Origin of the sequence: Streptomyces sp. NPDC059906 (genome assembly GCF_042730645.1) — a bacterium.
In the GTDB taxonomy this organism is placed as follows: domain Bacteria; phylum Actinomycetota; class Actinomycetes; order Streptomycetales; family Streptomycetaceae; genus Streptomyces; species Streptomyces rubrogriseus.
Map to the genome: position 1 here is coordinate 1 of NZ_JBHWKU010000003.1, position 13,652 is coordinate 13,652.

15 protein-coding genes and 1 pseudogene are annotated in these 13,652 nt (G+C 75.0%); 6 read left to right on the forward strand and 10 right to left on the reverse strand.

All coding sequences use genetic code 11. The features are described 5' to 3' along the window. The first annotated feature begins 97 nt into the window (after window positions 1-97). Window positions 98-524: pseudogene (locus ACFV9J_RS05350) on the forward strand (PPOX class F420-dependent oxidoreductase). 51 nt (window positions 525-575) lie between these two features. On the opposite strand, the gene ACFV9J_RS05355 reads toward ACFV9J_RS05350, so the two are convergent. Together ACFV9J_RS05355 and ACFV9J_RS05360 are read right to left on the reverse strand one after the other, a co-directional pair. Then, window positions 576-2,693 carry an MMPL family transporter gene (locus ACFV9J_RS05355; RefSeq protein ID WP_385350150.1) on the reverse strand — a complete coding sequence of 706 codons (2,118 nt, stop codon included), beginning with the start codon at window positions 2,691-2,693 and terminating at the stop codon, window positions 576-578. A gap of 143 nt (window positions 2,694-2,836) precedes the next feature. After that, the gene (locus tag ACFV9J_RS05360; protein ID WP_385350152.1) at window positions 2,837-3,403 is read right to left on the reverse strand and encodes a MarR family winged helix-turn-helix transcriptional regulator; all 567 of its coding nucleotides are present in this window, start codon (window positions 3,401-3,403) and stop codon (window positions 2,837-2,839) included. Window positions 3,404-3,507: 104 nt separating this feature from the next. On the opposite strand from ACFV9J_RS05360, the gene ACFV9J_RS05365 reads away from it, so the two are divergent. Further along, window positions 3,508-5,070, forward strand: coding sequence for an SDR family oxidoreductase (locus ACFV9J_RS05365; protein WP_385350155.1), 1,563 nt, complete (start codon window positions 3,508-3,510; stop codon window positions 5,068-5,070). Between the two features lie 95 nt (window positions 5,071-5,165). Beyond that, complete coding sequence (locus tag ACFV9J_RS05370; RefSeq protein ID WP_385350158.1) at window positions 5,166-6,542, forward strand: cryptochrome/photolyase family protein; 1,377 nt, start codon at window positions 5,166-5,168, stop codon at window positions 6,540-6,542. A 26-nt stretch (window positions 6,543-6,568) separates the two neighbouring features. On the opposite strand, the gene ACFV9J_RS05375 is transcribed toward ACFV9J_RS05370, so the two are convergent. From ACFV9J_RS05375 to ACFV9J_RS05385, 3 genes are read right to left on the reverse strand one after another with little or no spacing between them, the layout of a single operon-like run. After that, window positions 6,569-7,003: a hypothetical protein gene (locus tag ACFV9J_RS05375; protein WP_385350160.1), complete on the reverse strand. Its 435-nt coding sequence runs from the start codon at window positions 7,001-7,003 to the stop codon at window positions 6,569-6,571. Continuing rightward, window positions 6,996-7,337, reverse strand: a complete 342-nt coding sequence (locus tag ACFV9J_RS05380; protein ID WP_385350163.1) for a DUF3140 domain-containing protein — start codon at window positions 7,335-7,337, stop codon at window positions 6,996-6,998. The genes ACFV9J_RS05375 and ACFV9J_RS05380 overlap by 8 nt, the downstream gene beginning before the upstream one ends. 6 nt (window positions 7,338-7,343) lie before the next feature. Next, window positions 7,344-7,463 carry an HVA1 family protein gene (locus ACFV9J_RS05385; protein WP_385350165.1) on the reverse strand — a complete coding sequence of 40 codons (120 nt, stop codon included), beginning with the start codon at window positions 7,461-7,463 and terminating at the stop codon, window positions 7,344-7,346. Between the two features lie 145 nt (window positions 7,464-7,608). On the opposite strand from ACFV9J_RS05385, the gene ACFV9J_RS05390 reads away from it, so the two are divergent. Next, the gene (locus ACFV9J_RS05390; RefSeq protein ID WP_385350167.1) at window positions 7,609-8,412 is read left to right on the forward strand and encodes a thioesterase family protein; all 804 of its coding nucleotides are present in this window, start codon (window positions 7,609-7,611) and stop codon (window positions 8,410-8,412) included. Window positions 8,413-8,439: 27 nt separating this feature from the next. Here the strand turns inward: ACFV9J_RS05390 and ACFV9J_RS05395 are convergent, their stop codons facing one another. From ACFV9J_RS05395 to ACFV9J_RS05405, 3 genes are all read right to left on the reverse strand, one after another. After that, the gene (locus ACFV9J_RS05395; RefSeq protein ID WP_016325268.1) at window positions 8,440-8,892 is read right to left on the reverse strand and encodes a VOC family protein; all 453 of its coding nucleotides are present in this window, start codon (window positions 8,890-8,892) and stop codon (window positions 8,440-8,442) included. A gap of 120 nt (window positions 8,893-9,012) precedes the next feature. Next, window positions 9,013-10,014, reverse strand: a complete 1,002-nt coding sequence (locus ACFV9J_RS05400; RefSeq protein WP_385350170.1) for an NADPH:quinone reductase — start codon at window positions 10,012-10,014, stop codon at window positions 9,013-9,015. A 9-nt stretch (window positions 10,015-10,023) separates the two neighbouring features. Further along, a complete protein-coding gene (locus tag ACFV9J_RS05405; protein ID WP_385350172.1) occupies window positions 10,024-10,548 on the reverse strand; it encodes a DUF2269 domain-containing protein in 525 nt (174 codons plus the stop codon). Window positions 10,549-10,742: 194 nt separating this feature from the next. Between ACFV9J_RS05405 and ACFV9J_RS05410 the strand changes: the two genes are divergently transcribed. After that, on the forward strand, window positions 10,743-11,168 hold the full coding sequence (locus tag ACFV9J_RS05410; RefSeq protein WP_385350175.1) for a hypothetical protein: 426 nt from the start codon (window positions 10,743-10,745) through the stop codon (window positions 11,166-11,168). A gap of 4 nt (window positions 11,169-11,172) precedes the next feature. Here ACFV9J_RS05410 and ACFV9J_RS05415 read toward each other — a convergent pair whose 3' ends face one another. Then, window positions 11,173-12,234, reverse strand: coding sequence for a sugar kinase (locus ACFV9J_RS05415; protein WP_385350178.1), 1,062 nt, complete (start codon window positions 12,232-12,234; stop codon window positions 11,173-11,175). Beyond that, a complete protein-coding gene (locus ACFV9J_RS05420; protein WP_385350181.1) occupies window positions 12,231-12,863 on the reverse strand; it encodes a bifunctional 4-hydroxy-2-oxoglutarate aldolase/2-dehydro-3-deoxy-phosphogluconate aldolase in 633 nt (210 codons plus the stop codon). Before ACFV9J_RS05420 ends, ACFV9J_RS05415 begins: the two co-directional genes overlap by 4 nt. A gap of 229 nt (window positions 12,864-13,092) precedes the next feature. Here ACFV9J_RS05420 and ACFV9J_RS05425 point away from each other — a divergent pair, with 229 nt between their 5' ends. Further along, window positions 13,093-13,491 (forward strand): hypothetical protein, encoded by a 399-nt coding sequence (locus ACFV9J_RS05425; RefSeq protein ID WP_385350184.1) that lies wholly within the window; start codon window positions 13,093-13,095, stop codon window positions 13,489-13,491. Window positions 13,492-13,652: the final 161 nt, after the last annotated feature.

The following is a 13,652-nucleotide window of genomic DNA, read 5'->3' on the forward strand; positions in this document are numbered from 1 at the left end:
CGGCTGGGCCGCCGCGCGCACCCCGCCGCGCGGGCGGACGGCCCGCCGGGCGATGCTGGTGCGCACGGGACACACGTGGCACCGCCGAGGAGAGTGGATGGACGCCGGGGAACAGCACGACGCGGACGACGAGTTCGTCCGGTTCTGGCAGGAGCGCCGGGTGTGCTTCCTGTCGACGCGGCGGGCCGACGGCACGCCGCACCTGGTCCCGGTCGGGGTGACGTACGACCACGCCACCCGCACGGCGCGGGGTGATCACGAGCCGGGACACCGCGAAGGCGCGCAACGTGCGGCGGGCCGCCGGTGCGGTCGTCGCCGTGGGCCAGGTGGACGGCCGGCGCTGGTCCACGCTGGAGGGCGTGGCCCGCGTGCGCGACGACGCCGGGGCGGTCCGCGACGCGGAGACCCGCTACGCGGCCCGCTACCGGCAGCCCCGGGCGAACCCGGAGCGGGTCGTCATCGAGATCGGCGTACGGCGCTACCTCGGCACCGTGCGCCCGTCGGAGCGGCGCCCGCAGGCGTGACGGCCGGGGCGGGGCGGCCGGGCCGGGGCGGCCGGGCCGGGGCGGGGCCGCTCAGTCCCGTCCCGCCCGGGTCCGGTGTCCGAGCCGCCCGGGCCACCAGGCGACGGCGCCGATGTCGCGGGCGAGCGCCGGGACCAGCAGGGAGCGCACCACCAGCGTGTCCAGCAGGACGCCGAAGGCCACGATGAAGGCGATCTGCAGCAGGAAGGCCAGCGGAATCACCCCGAGCGCGGCGAAGGTCGCGGCGAGCACGACGCCGGCCGAGGTGATCACGCCGCCGGTGGCGGTCAGCCCGCGCAGGATGCCCTCGCGCACGCCGTGGCGCAGCGCCTCCTCCCGTACCCGGGACATGAGGAAGATGTTGTAGTCCACGCCGAGGGCGACCAGGAAGACGAAGCCGTACAGCGGGACGGAGGCGTCGGTGCCGCTGAAGCCGAACACATGGGTGAAGACGAGCGCCGAGACGCCCAGGGTGGCCAGGAAGTTCAGCGCCACCGTCGCCACCAGCAGGACGGGCAGCAGCAGGGAGCGCAGCAGCAGGATCAGGATGACCAGGATGATGGCGAGGACCACCGGCACGATGAGGGTGCGGTCCTCCGCCGCGGTCTCCTGGGTGTCGTACTGCTGGGCGGTGTAGCCCCCGACGAGGGCGTCCGCCCCGGAGACGTCGTGGACGGCGTCCCGCAGCCGGACCACCGTGCTCTTGGCGGCGTCGCTGTCGGCGGGCGCCTCGAGCGTCGCGTCGACGCGTACGCGTCCGTCGACCACCAGGGGCGTACCGGCGCCGGGGCGGCCCGAGTCGGTCACCGGGTCGGCCGAGGCGACGCCGTCGGTGTCGCGGGCGGCCCGAAGGACCGGGTCGAGGCGGTCGGCCTCGGCGATGACGACGGCGGGGTTGCCGGAGCCGCCGGGGAAGTGCTCGGCGAGGGTCTGCTGGGCGGCGACCGAGGGCGTGTCGTTCACGAAGATCTCGTCGAGCGGGACGCCCTTGGAGCTCAGAGTCGGCGCGAAGGCGGCGCAGGCGAGCAGCGCGGCCAGCGAGAGGGCCCAGATGCGGCGCGGAGCGCGGTCCACCAGCGCGGCGACACGGTGCCACAGCCGGTGTCCGGCCTCCGGGTCGCCGGTCCGCACCGGCTTGGCCGGCCAGTAGGCGACCCGGCCGAGCAGCACCAGGACGGCGGGCAGGAAGGTGAGCGTGCTCAGCACCGAGCAGACGATGCCGATGGCACCGACGGGCCCGAGCGCGCGGTTGTTGGTCAGGTCGCTGAGCAGCAGCGCCAGCAGGCCGAGCGCGACGGTGGCCGCACTGGCGACGACGGCGCCCCAGGAGTCGCGCAGCGCGGCGCGCACGGCGCCGAAGCGGTCCGGACGGCGGGCGAGTTCCTCGCGGAAGCGGGCGGTGAGCAGCAGCGCGTAGTCGGTGGCGGCGCCGATGACCAGGATGGAGAGGATGCCCTGGACCTGTCCGTCGACGCGTACGACGTCGCGGTCGGCCAGGGCGTAGACGACGGCGCACGCCAGGGCCAGTGCGAAGACCGCGCTCAGGATGATGACCAGGGGCAGCAGCACGCTGCGGTAGACGAGCAGCAGGATCACCAGGACCGTGATCAGCGCGACGGCGAGCAGCAGTCCGTCGATGCCCGCGAAGGCGTCGGAGAGGTCGGCCTGGGAGGCCGCGGGCCCGGCGAGCTGGGCCCGGGTGCCGGGGACCTGCCCGGCGGCGTCGCCGATGTCCGCCAGCACGTCCGGGAGCCGTTCGCCGAGGTCCGGCTCGACCTGGACGACGGCCTGGAGTGCCCGGCCGTCGTCCGAGGGCAGCGCGGGGCTCGCGGATCCGACGATCCCCGGGTCGCCTTCGAGACCCGCGACCGAGCGGGTGGCGGCCTCCCGGTGCGCGGTGACCGCGGCCTCGCCGTCGCCGTCGGCGGTCCAGACGACGATCACGGGAAGCGTCTCGTCCTGCTGGAAGGCCTGCTGCGCTTCGACGACCCGCGTGGACTCCGCGCTTCGGGGCAGGAAGGAGGCCTGGTCGTTGGTGGCGACCTCGCCGAGCTTGCCGGCGTAGGGACCGAGCGCTCCGCCGACGACGAGCCAGACCAGGAGGAGCAGGACCGGGACGAGCCATCGGGCGCGTCGGGGGCTTCGGGACGGTCGGGAGGGGGTGGACATCGGTGTCGAGTCTCCAAATCTCGGGGGGCGCTGGCACCAAATGCAGCTCGATCATAAACAATCTCAATCATCGAGTTACTTTCGCGTGGTACCGGCGCGCCGGGCGTCGCGACCCGCCGCCGGACGGCGGGGCGGCGGCCGGCTCAGCGGTCGTCCGACGCCACGTGGCCCAGCTCCTCGTTCAACGCCGCCAGGAAGCGGGCCACGACGGCCAGTTCGCCGTCGTCGAAGTGGGCGCGGGCGGCCACGGCGGCGTCGGCCAGCGGACGGAAGTACCGGCGGGCCGCCTCCCGGGCCTCGGGCACGTAGTGCAGGTGGACGACCCGGCGGTCGGCGCTCTCCCGGACCCGGCGCACGTGTCCGGCGCGCTCGAGCCGGTCCACGCACGCCGTCACCGCACCCGACGTCAGCCCCAGGTGCCGGCGCAGCCGTCCGGGCGTCATGGGTTCGGGCGCGTCCAGGATCGCCGCGAGGGCCTGGATGTCGGTGGCGTGCAGCGTGTGGGCACCGGCGAAACCGTGCACGACGCGGTTGATCTCGCCGTTCATCCGCCGCAGCTGGACGGCGAGGACGTGCAGGTCGCTCGCCTCGGGTCCGGGACCGGGTCCGGGACCGGGACCGGGACCGGGTCCGGGACCGGGACCGGGTCCGGGACCGGGACCGGCCGCCCGCTCGTGCGCGTGCTGTCCGCGCTGCTTCGCTGTCGCCACGTGATCAGCGTATAGAAGGGTCGACCTGGGCCCGGACGCGTCGACCCCGTCCCGTTCGGGGGAAGGGCTCACGGTGACGACTGTCCCGCGAACGACGGAGCCGCATGAGCCAGGCAGGCGAAGGACCCGGCAGGACGAGTGGCGCGGGCGGCGGGGCGGGCCTGCGCTGCCTGGTCACCGGCGCGACGGGATACGTCGGGGGGCGTCTCGTGCCCGAACTGCTCGACGCCGGACACCGGGTGCGGTGCCTGGCCCGCTCCCCGCACAAGCTGCGCGACCATCCGTGGGCCGGGAAGGCCGAGGTGGTGCGGGGCGACGTGACGGACGCCGACTCGGTGGCGCGGGCGATGGAGGGCGTCGACGTGGCCTACTACCTGGTGCACGCGCTGGGCAGCGGCGACGACTTCGAGGCGACCGACCGGCGGGCGGCGCGCACCTTCGCCGAGCGCGCCGCGGCGGCGGGCGTGCGGCGCATCGTCTACCTGGGCGGCCTGACCCCGTCCGGCGTGCCGGAGGGCGAGCTGTCGCCGCACCTGCGCTCGCGGGCCGAGGTCGGCCGCATCCTGCTGGCCTCCGGCGTGCCCACGACGGTGCTGCGCGCGGCGGTCGTCATCGGCTCCGGGTCGGCGTCCTTCGAGATGCTGCGCTACCTCACCGAACGGCTGCCGGTCATGGTCACGCCCAGCTGGGTCCACACCCGCATCCAGCCGGTCGCCGTGCGGGACGTGCTGCGCGCCCTGGTGGGCAGCGCGACCATGCCTCGGGAGGTCTCCCGGACCTTCGACGTCGGCGGCCCGGACATCCTGACCTACCGGCAGATGATGGAGCGCTACGCCCGGGTGGCCGAGCTGCCCAGACGGCTGATCCTGCCGGTGCCGATGCTGTCCCCCGGGCTGTCCAGCCACTGGGTCGGGCTGGTCACGCCGGTCCCGGCGGCCATCGCGCGCCCGCTCACCGAGTCGCTGCGGCACGAGGTGGTGTGCGGCGAGAACGACATCGTGCGGTACGTGCCGCCGCCGCCGGGCTACCCCCTCGGCTTCGACGACGCGCTGCGCCTGGCCCTGCAACGGGTGCGCGAGGCGCGGGTCACCACCCGCTGGTCGTCCGCGTCCGTGCCGGGGGCGCCCAGCGACCCGCTGCCCACCGACCCCGACTGGGCCGGCGGCAGCCTCTACACCGACGACCGCGCGCTGGGCGTCGACGCGCCGCCGGACGCGCTGTGGCGGGTCGTCGAGGGCATCGGCGGCGACAACGGCTGGTACTCCTTCCCCCTGGCCTGGGCGGTACGGGGCTGGCTGGACCGGCTGGTGGGCGGGGTGGGCCTGCGCCGGGGACGCCGGGACGCCGCGCGGCTGCGGGTCGGCGACTCGCTGGACTTCTGGCGGGTGGAGGAGATCGTCCCCGGGCGGCTGCTGCGGCTGCGCGCCGAGATGCGGCTGCCGGGGCTCGCCTGGCTGGAGATGTACGCCGAGACCGACGACGCCGGGCGGACGCGGTACCGCCAGCGGGCGCTGTTCCATCCGCGCGGGCTGGCGGGCCAGGCCTACTGGTGGAGCGTGTGGCCCTTCCACGCCGTGGTCTTCGGCGGCATGGCCCGCAACATCGCCCGCGCCGCCGCCCGCGCCGCCGGACCGCCGGGCCCGGTCGCCGACGTCACCGGATCCTGAGCCCGACCGGACGCGGCGGTGGTCAGCGCGTCCCCGCGCCGGGGGGCCGCCGGTCCGGTACCGTCGCCCGCCCGACACCCCCCGCGAGGAGCGCCATGGCCACGTCGGTCGTCCTGTTCACCCGCGATCTGCGGTTGCACGACCATCCGCCGCTGCGTGCGGCCCTGGACCGCTCCGATGCCGTGGTGCCGCTGTTCGTCCGCGACCGGGCCGTCGACGCCGCGGGATTCGCCGCGCCCAACCGGCTCGCCCTCCTCGCCGACTGCCTGCGGGACCTGGACTCGGGGCTGCGGGACCGGGGCGGGCGGCTGGTCGTCCGCTCCGGCGACCTGGTCGAGGAGGTGTGCGCGGTGGCCGGGGAGGCGGAGGCCGACGAGGTGCACCTGGCGGCCGACGTCAGCGCGCACGCGCACCGGCGCGAGGAACTCCTGCGGTCGGCCCTCGCGGCCCGGGGCTGCCGGCTGCACGTGCACGACGCCGTGACCACCGTGCTGGCCCCGGGAGCGGTCACCCCGGCCTCCTCCGACCACTTCGCGGTCTTCACGCCGTACTTCCGGCGCTGGAGCGAGCGAGCCGTCCGCGAGCCGCTGGCCGCCCCGCGCAAGGTCCGGGTCCCGGACGGCGTCGGCTCGGAGCCGCTGCCCGCCCGCGGGGACCTGGCGGGGCTGTCCCCGGGGCTGCGGACCGGTGGGGAACGGGACGCCAGGAAGCGCCTGACGGCGTGGTTGCGCGGCGGCATCGCCGGCTACGCGGACCACCACGACGACCTGGCCGGCGACGCCACCTCCCGGCTCTCCCCCGACCTGCACCTCGGCGCCCTCTCCCCCGTCGAGCTGGTCCACCGGGCCCGGCGTGCGGGCGGCCCCGGTGCCGAGGCGTTCGTACGGCAGCTGGCCTGGCGGGACTTCCACCACCAGGTGCTGGCCGCCCGCCCGCACACCTCGGCCGCCGACTACCGCACCCGGCACGACCGCTGGCGCACCGGCGCGGCCGCCGAGGCGGACGCCGCCGCGTGGCGGGACGGGCGCACGGGCTACCCCGTCGTGGACGCCGCGATGCGCCAGCTGCGGCACGAGGGGTGGATGCACAACCGGGGCCGCCTGCTGGTCGCCAGTTTCCTCACCAAGACGCTGTACGTGGACTGGCGGGTCGGCGCCCGGCACTTCCTGGAACTGCTCGTGGACGGCGACGTGGCCAACAACCAGCTGAACTGGCAGTGGGCCGCGGGCACCGGCACCGACACCCGGCCGCACCGGGTCCTCAACCCGACCACGCAGGCACGGCGGTTCGACCCCGACGGGGCGTACGTCCGGCGCTGGGTGCCCGAGCTGGCCGGGCTCGCGGGCCGCTCCGTGCACGAGCCCTGGCGGCTGGCGGCGGCGGAGCGTTCCCGGTACGACGCCTACCCCGACCCGATCGTCGGCCTCTCCGAGGGCCTGGACCGCTTCAAGCGGGCCCGCGGACGCGACTGAGCCCCGGGGCCGGGGGCGGGAGACCGTCAGCCGCGGGGGCCGAACGGGCGGGACGTGTGGTCGGGGTGGTTCCGGGTCCGGCGGACCTCCTTCAGCTCCGCCTCGTACAGGTGGCGGCGGCCCCCGGCGAGACGCGCCGCCGCATCCCGCTCCAGGTCCCGGAACGGCTGGTAGTACGTCCGGTCGTAGGCGTCGACGATCTGGAACGTCCAGTGGCCGGGGATGACGTTGCGGCCCAGGATCTCGGTGCGCACCCGCTCCGCCAGCTCCGGGTGCCCCGCGGCGCGGAGCAGCGCGACGGCGCGGTCGAGTTCGAAGTCCGCCGAGCCGGTGTGCTGGTGGAAGGCGAACAGGTGGCCGCGGGCGCACTCGGTCGTCTCCAGGGCCTTGGACAGGGACCCGAGGGCCTCGACGGTCTCGTCGCTGACGCCCGCGGGGCGCCGGTGCGGGTCGTCATCCATCGTGGGCCAGGGGGTCGTGGCCCCAGTTCATGAGCGAGTACCGCCACCGGGTGTCCTCGACGTCGCCCGACGGGCGCTGGGCCAGGTGACGGCGGACGTAGCCGACGACCTTGCGCATGTGCTCGTAGTCGTCGTCGGAGAGGTCGCCCTTGTTCTTGTGCAGGATCTCCACGATCCGGCGTCCGGACGCGTGTCCGACGGACTCGCCGCCGTCCTGGTGGTGCCCGGCGTCGCGCGACTCGTCGGTGTCGAGCCACCGGTCCAGTCCGGCCGGTGTCATGTTCACCAGTTCGTGGAAGTCGTCCCGGGTCCGGTCCTGCTCGTTGCCGTCCATGGCGCCTCACTTCTTCTTCAGCGCGGACGGCTTGTGCACCGCCGACCGGCCCGACCTGTCGCTGCGGACCTGGTACTGCGGGTCGCCCTTCTTCAGGCGCTCGCGGTCGTCGCGGTTCTTCGCCATCGTGGTACTCCTTCGCGTGCGCGCCCCCGCCTTCGGCATTCAGGCCACCTGGGTTCCCAGCCGGGGGCGCCCCACTCGGCCGGGGCGGTGATTCACCGCCGAACTATCCTGGTCGCGGCCCCGCCGTCGTTCCAGGAGCAGCCCGTTGAACACCAGCACAGCGCCCACCCCTGACAGCTACTACGAGCGGATCGACGAGCACCGCTACAAGCCCACCCCGCACGCGGGCGGCGCGTGGAGTCCGGACGAGCAGCACTTCAGTCCGCTCGGGGGTCTGATCGTCCACGCCGTGGACCGCCATCTGGCGGGTCGTGCCGGTGCGGGCATGTCACTGAGCCGGATCAGCTTCGACATCCTGGGCCGCCCGGCGCTGGACGAGTGCGAGATACGGGTGGAGACCGTCCGGCCGGGACGCACCATCGAGCTGGTCGAGGCGACCGTGCTGATAGCAGACCGGTCGGTGGCACGGGCCAGGGCGTGGCTGCTGGCCGACGGGGACACGAGCGCCGTCGCCGGTGGCGGTGCCGACCGGCTCGCGTCGCCGGACACGCTGGCCCGCTGGCCGATGGACACCGAGTGGCCCGGCGGATACATCGCCTCCCTGGACGTACGCCCGCTCGCCCCGCCCCGGCCGGGTCGCACCACCGCCTGGGTCTCCACCGGCCTCGGCCTGGTGGCCGGGGAGAGCGCGAGCCCGCTGGCCTCCTACGTCACGCTGGTCGACACGGCCAACGGCATCGCGGTACGGCAGTCGCCGCGGGAGTGGATGTTCCCGAACGTCGATCTGACCCTGCACCTGCACCGCGCGCCGCGGGGGCGCTGGACGGGCCTGGACACCACCGTCGTCTTCGGGCCCACCGGTCAGGGCGTCACCAGCACCGTGCTGCACGACCTGGACGGCCCCGTGGGTCACGCCCAGCAGCTGCTGACCGTCCGCCCACAGCCCTGAGCAGCCCCGCCGGACCCGCTGGAGGGGTCAGCCCCGGCCCGCGGGCGGATCGGCGAGGATGCCCTCCAGCAGCCCGGTGGCCTGGCCGACCTCGATCAGGTACCCGTCGGGGTCGCGCAGGTAGCACCGCAGCTCGGCCTTGCGGTCGATCGGCGGGGTGAGGAACTCGGCGCCGAGCGCGCTCCACTCACGGTGGCAGCGCTCGATGTCGGCCACCCGGATGTTGAGGAAGCTCGTGGCCGTCCCGGGGTCGTCCGGCGGGCGCAGGGTGACGTCGGGTTTGTCCGGCGTCGGTCCGCCGCCCGGGTTCATGATGATCCAGCTGTTCGCGAGCTTGACGATGCACGGGTTCTCCGCGAGCACGACCTCGCCGCCGAGCACCTCGGAGTAGAAGGCACGCGAGCGCGGCACGTCGGCCACGGTGAGGAAGTGGGTGAGCAGCAGTCCCGACTCCGGTGCCGGCAGGTCTTCACGGCGCATTCCTGGACCCCCACGCTCTTGTCACGGGCTTCGGCTTCGGGCTTCGGGTTCTGAGTTCTGCGTTCTGCGTTTCCTTCGACATGCCCATCATGGACCGCACCCGGCCGGCCGGAAAGACGATCAAGAGGGCCTGAGGACCAGACGCCCCCGCACCTCGCCTGCCTCCAGCCTGCGGTGGGCCTCGGCCGTCATCGACAGCGGCAGCCGGCCGGCGATGCGCGGGCGCCACGGGGTGTCCGTGAGGACGCCCACGACGCCCCGCGCCGCCTCGGCGAGGTCGGCGGTCGTGGCGTTGCTGATGGCGAACCCGACGATGCTCGCGTCCTTCGTGTAGAGCCCGCCCACGGACAGTGCGGCCGGCCCGGTGCCCAGTCCCACCATCGCGACCAGCCGCCCACCCCGCGCCAGCGAGTCCACGGCGTCGGCGAGCACCCCGTGCCCGGACGTGTCCAGGTGCACGTCGTAGCCGTCGGGGGCGGCCCCGCGCACGCGGGCGCCGAGGTCGGGCGCGTGGTGGTCGAGGACCTCGGCGGCGCCCAGCTCGCGGACCGCCGCCGCGTCCTCCGCCCGCGCCGTGGCGACCACGCGGGCCCCGGCCCGGGAAGCCAGGGCGACGGCGGCGCCGCCCACGTTCCCCGCGCCGCCCCCGACGTACACGGTCTCCCCCGCCCGCAGCCGGCCGTGCCGGAACAGCGCGAGCCAGGCGGAGGCCGCCGGGTGGGCGGCTGCCACGAGGTGCTCCGCGTCGATGCCGGACGGCGCGGGATAGAGGCGTTCGGCGGCGACCGTCGCGTACTGGGCGAAGGAACCCTGCCGGCCCGCGTGCCCGAGGCTGTTGCACCACACCCGCTGCCCGACGGTGCGGCCCGCGGCGCCGGGCCCGGCCGCCGCGACCTCGCCCACCAGGTCACGGCCGACGACGAAGGGCAGCGGCAGCGGTGTGGCGTACGCACCGGACCGTACGAAGGTGTCCACGGGGTCGGCGGCGACGGCCGTCACCCGCACGAGCACGTCCGTGGGGCCCACCGTCGGTACGGCGAGCTCTCCGTACCGGATGGCGTCGGCCGGTCCGACGGCGTCGATGTACGCCGCCCGCATGGTCTCCGGGACTGTGCCGTTCATGGCCTCATGCTACGAACGGCCCGGTGGCGGCGCAGCCGAGGGCCGCTCGCGCAGCCGGCGACCGCGGCGGGTGAGTCCCCAGGGCTTGAGGAGCGAGAGGACCGTCATGAACACGTAGGCGGACAGGGAGACCACCGGCCCGAAGAGCACGTCCCCCGCGTCGGGCAGCGGCCGGCCGGCGGCCACGGCGGCGACCGCCGCGTTCACCCCGGGCCGCAGGGCGAAGAACGTGGCGACGGTCGTGCCCAGGGTCAGCCAGAACTTGGTGTACACCCACCGGTGGCGGGCGAGACCCCACGGCGTGCCCAGGGCCAGCACCAGTCCGCTCACCAGGGTGAGCAGGGCGAGGGGGAGCAGCAGCCGGTCGGCGAACAGTTTCATGCAGCGGACGGCGGCCCCCACCGCCACCGGGGAGGCGCCGGTCGCCGCGGTGACGCCGAGCGCGAGCAGCCCGAGGGTGAGCCCGAGCCAGGCGGCGGAGGCGACGACATGGACGATCAGGGAGGCCCTGCGTGCGGGGCGGCCGAGTTTCACGTCACCCACGCTGCCGGTCGGCGGCCGCCGTGGCGTCCCGCGGCGGGAGTATCCGCCCGTACTGGCCCGGGCGTACGCGACGGGGGCGCGGCGCCGTGACCCGATCGGCGCAGGCCCCGGACGCCCGCACTGCGCGGGGCACCCGGGCGTCCTAGCCTGGGCGTGTCTTCGAGGAAACGCCGCTAGGAGTTCCCATGCGCCTGCCCATCGAGCTCAGGCACGTCGCCCCACGGCTCGCCACCGGGGCCTTCATTCTCAATTCCGGCCTGGCCAAGCGGGGGGCCGACGAGCAGACCGCCGCCATGATGCACGGAATGGCGAAACACACCTATCCGTTCCTCGGCAGACTGCGGCCCGCGACCTTCCTGCGCCTGCTTTCCGCCGGTGAGATCACGCTCGGTGCGGCGCTGCTCCTGCCGGTCGTGCCGACGGCCGTCGCGGGCATCGGCCTGACCGCCTTCTCGGCCGGGCTGGTGGGTCTGTACCTGCGCACCCCGGGCATGCGCGAGGAGGGCAGCCTGCGTCCGACGCAGGACGGGACGGCGCTGGCGAAGGACACCTGGATGCTCGGCATCGGGATCGGCTTCGTCGTCGACGGGGCCACCGGCAGGGCCTGCTGACGCCCTACGGCACCGGCGCCCGGCACCAGTCCTGCTCGGTGCGGGACAGCATGGCCCCGACGGTGTCCTCGTCGGGCAGGGGACCGTGGTCCCCCACGACCTTCAGCGCGGACGCCGCGGCGATGTGGCCCAGGCGCAGGGCCCGGGTGAGGTCCGTTCCGCGCCACAGTCCGGCGAGGAATCCGGCGGCGAACGCGTCGCCCGCGCCCACCGGCTCCACGACCTCGGTGGTCAGCGCGGGCACGGTGCACGCGCCCTGCCCGGTGAACGCGGTGGCGCTGCGCCCGCCGTCCTTGACGACGAGGACGCGCGGGCCGCTCAGCAGCCGGCGGACGTCCGGCGCGGTCAGGCCGGCGCCCCACAGGTCCTGGGCCTCGTCCAGGCCGACGAAGGCGATGTCGGCCCGGTCGGCCAGGTCCCGGAGCACCGCGGCGGCCGTGTCCGGCGGCCACAGCGCGGGGCGGTGGTTGACGTCGAAGCTGACGGCGTGGGTGCGCCGCGCCGGCGCAGTGCTCAGCGCCCGTTCCACCAGGTCCCGGCAGGACGGGGACAGCGCCGGGGTCACCCCGGTCAGGTGGAGGAGGGCGGCCCCGCCGAACCGTTCGTCGTCCAGGACGTCGGGGCCGAGCGCCGAAGCCGCCGAACCCCGGCGGTAGTAGTGCACGCGGGTCCCGGCGGCGCCCGGCTCCTTCAGGAGCAGGCCGGTCGGCCGTGCCGGGTCGGTACGCACACCGGAGACGTCCACGCCCGCCCGCGCGACGGCCGCCCGCACCCGCCGGCCGAGCGCGTCGTCGCCGAGCGCCGAGAGCCAGGAGACGGGCAGGCCCAGGTCCGCGAGGTACATGGCCACGTTCGACTCGGCGCCCGCCACCGACAGGCGCAGGGACTCGGTGTCGTCCAGCGAGTCCGGCGGGGCCGGGGCCATGGCCGCCATGGTCTCCCCCAGGCACACCACCGGTCCTCGCGGCGGCCGCCAGGGCTCCGTGGCCGGACCGGCCGCGTCATTGCCGGGCCTGCGTACGGGGGTGTCGTCGCGCCCCTCGGACGCGAGCCGTGCGCCGGTCACGGCCGGGTCTCCCGTACGGCGGCGCGGAAGGCGCGGGCCCGGGTGCGCAGGCCGTCGAGGCTGCCTCCGTCCGCGGCGTCGCCGATGAGCGGGGAGCCGACCCCGACCGCGGTGGCACCCGCCGCCAGATGGGCACGGGCCGCCGCCTCGTCGACACCGCCGACGGGCACGAGGGTCTCGTGCGGGAAGGGGCCGCGCAACGCCTTCACGTAGGCGGGTCCACCCGCCTGGGCGGCCGGGAAGATCTTCAGCGCGGTGGCGCCGAGGGTGCGCGCGGTGATGACGTCGGTGGGCGTCATGACACCGGCCAGGACGGGCATGCCCCGTTCGCGGGCCGCCGTGACCCCCTCCCCCAGACCCGGCGTGACCGCGAAGTCGGCGCCTGCCCGGTGGGCGGCCACCGCGTCGTCCGCGGTGAGGATCGTCCCGGCGCCCAGGGGCCGGCCGGGGCCGTGGGCCGCTCTGGCGCGTTCTATGACCCGGAGGGCGTCCTTGCCGGTCAACGACACCTCGATGAGTTCCACGCCCTCCTCCGCCAGCGTCAGCACGGTGCGCAGCGCGGCGTCGGCGTCGTCTCCGCGCACGATGGCGACGAGGCGGTGTGCGGCCAGGGCAGCTCGCAGATCCACAGGCTGGTCTCCTACTCCGGGGCATCGGGGGGCACGGGCCGGCCGGCACGCAGCGGCACTCGACGGCCAGGGTAGAACGCCGCCGCAACCGGCCGGAGGCCGGGGTGACATCCCGTTACGTACGGGGTGTATCCGGCACCAACCCGGGGCGATGTCCAGGTTGTGCGTTTTGTGCCATTCCTCATGGTGACCCGGGTGGAGGACATCCACGTGCGACGAGGTGAGGAACATGCTGGTGCTGGGTCTCCTGCTCATGGCGGGCGCCGCCGCCTTCGCAGGCCTGCTGATCGCGTACAACCTGTCCGGCGGTCCGGACTACACCGTGACCCTGTTCGGGAGCGAGCCATTCACGATCAGTACGCTCGGGGCGTTTCTCGGCGGCATCGCCCTGACCCTGATCTTCGGCCTGGGCATGTGGATGCTCCTGGCCGGGACCGTCCTGGCACGCCACCGCGGCAAGAAGCGCCGCCGGGACCGGGAGACCGCCGAGCAGGCCGCCGCCGAGCGCGACGCGATGGCCGGCCGGCTGGAAGGTCGGGGCAGCACGAACGACCCGGCCGAGCCCGCCGGACATCGGCGCCCCGCCTCCCACCGACCGCAGTGGCTGCGGCCGCACGGCCACCACTGACCGGCCCCTCCCATGTGCGCTCCACCGGCGGGCCGGTAAATACGTTGGCGGTGACGCGAGCCCGTGATGGGATGAGCGACGACGGGGGCGGCTCCCCGGCGTGCATCCTTCTCACCTTCCTGAAAAGACCCGGCGCGCCCACTCTCCGCCCCCGTTCTTCC

What these genes read in the sequence shown, in the direction of transcription:
- ACFV9J_RS05370 (WP_385350158.1), top strand. Translation starts at nt 5,166, where the DNA reads ATGGCCACGTCGGTCGTCCTGTTCACCCGCGATCTGCGGTTGCACGAC.
- ACFV9J_RS05375 (WP_385350160.1), bottom strand. Translation starts at nt 7,003, where the DNA reads ATGGATGACGACCCGCACCGGCGCCCCGCGGGCGTCAGCGACGAGACC.
- ACFV9J_RS05425 (WP_385350184.1), top strand. Translation starts at nt 13,093, where the DNA reads ATGCTGGTGCTGGGTCTCCTGCTCATGGCGGGCGCCGCCGCCTTCGCA.
- ACFV9J_RS05355 (WP_385350150.1), bottom strand. Translation starts at nt 2,693, where the DNA reads ATGTCCACCCCCTCCCGACCGTCCCGAAGCCCCCGACGCGCCCGATGG.
- ACFV9J_RS05380 (WP_385350163.1), bottom strand. Translation starts at nt 7,337, where the DNA reads ATGGACGGCAACGAGCAGGACCGGACCCGGGACGACTTCCACGAACTG.
- ACFV9J_RS05385 (WP_385350165.1), bottom strand. Translation starts at nt 7,463, where the DNA reads ATGGCGAAGAACCGCGACGACCGCGAGCGCCTGAAGAAGGGCGACCCG.
- ACFV9J_RS05410 (WP_385350175.1), top strand. Translation starts at nt 10,743, where the DNA reads ATGCGCCTGCCCATCGAGCTCAGGCACGTCGCCCCACGGCTCGCCACC.
- ACFV9J_RS05365 (WP_385350155.1), top strand. Translation starts at nt 3,508, where the DNA reads ATGAGCCAGGCAGGCGAAGGACCCGGCAGGACGAGTGGCGCGGGCGGC.
- ACFV9J_RS05395 (WP_016325268.1), bottom strand. Translation starts at nt 8,892, where the DNA reads ATGCGCCGTGAAGACCTGCCGGCACCGGAGTCGGGACTGCTGCTCACC.
- ACFV9J_RS05400 (WP_385350170.1), bottom strand. Translation starts at nt 10,014, where the DNA reads ATGAACGGCACAGTCCCGGAGACCATGCGGGCGGCGTACATCGACGCC.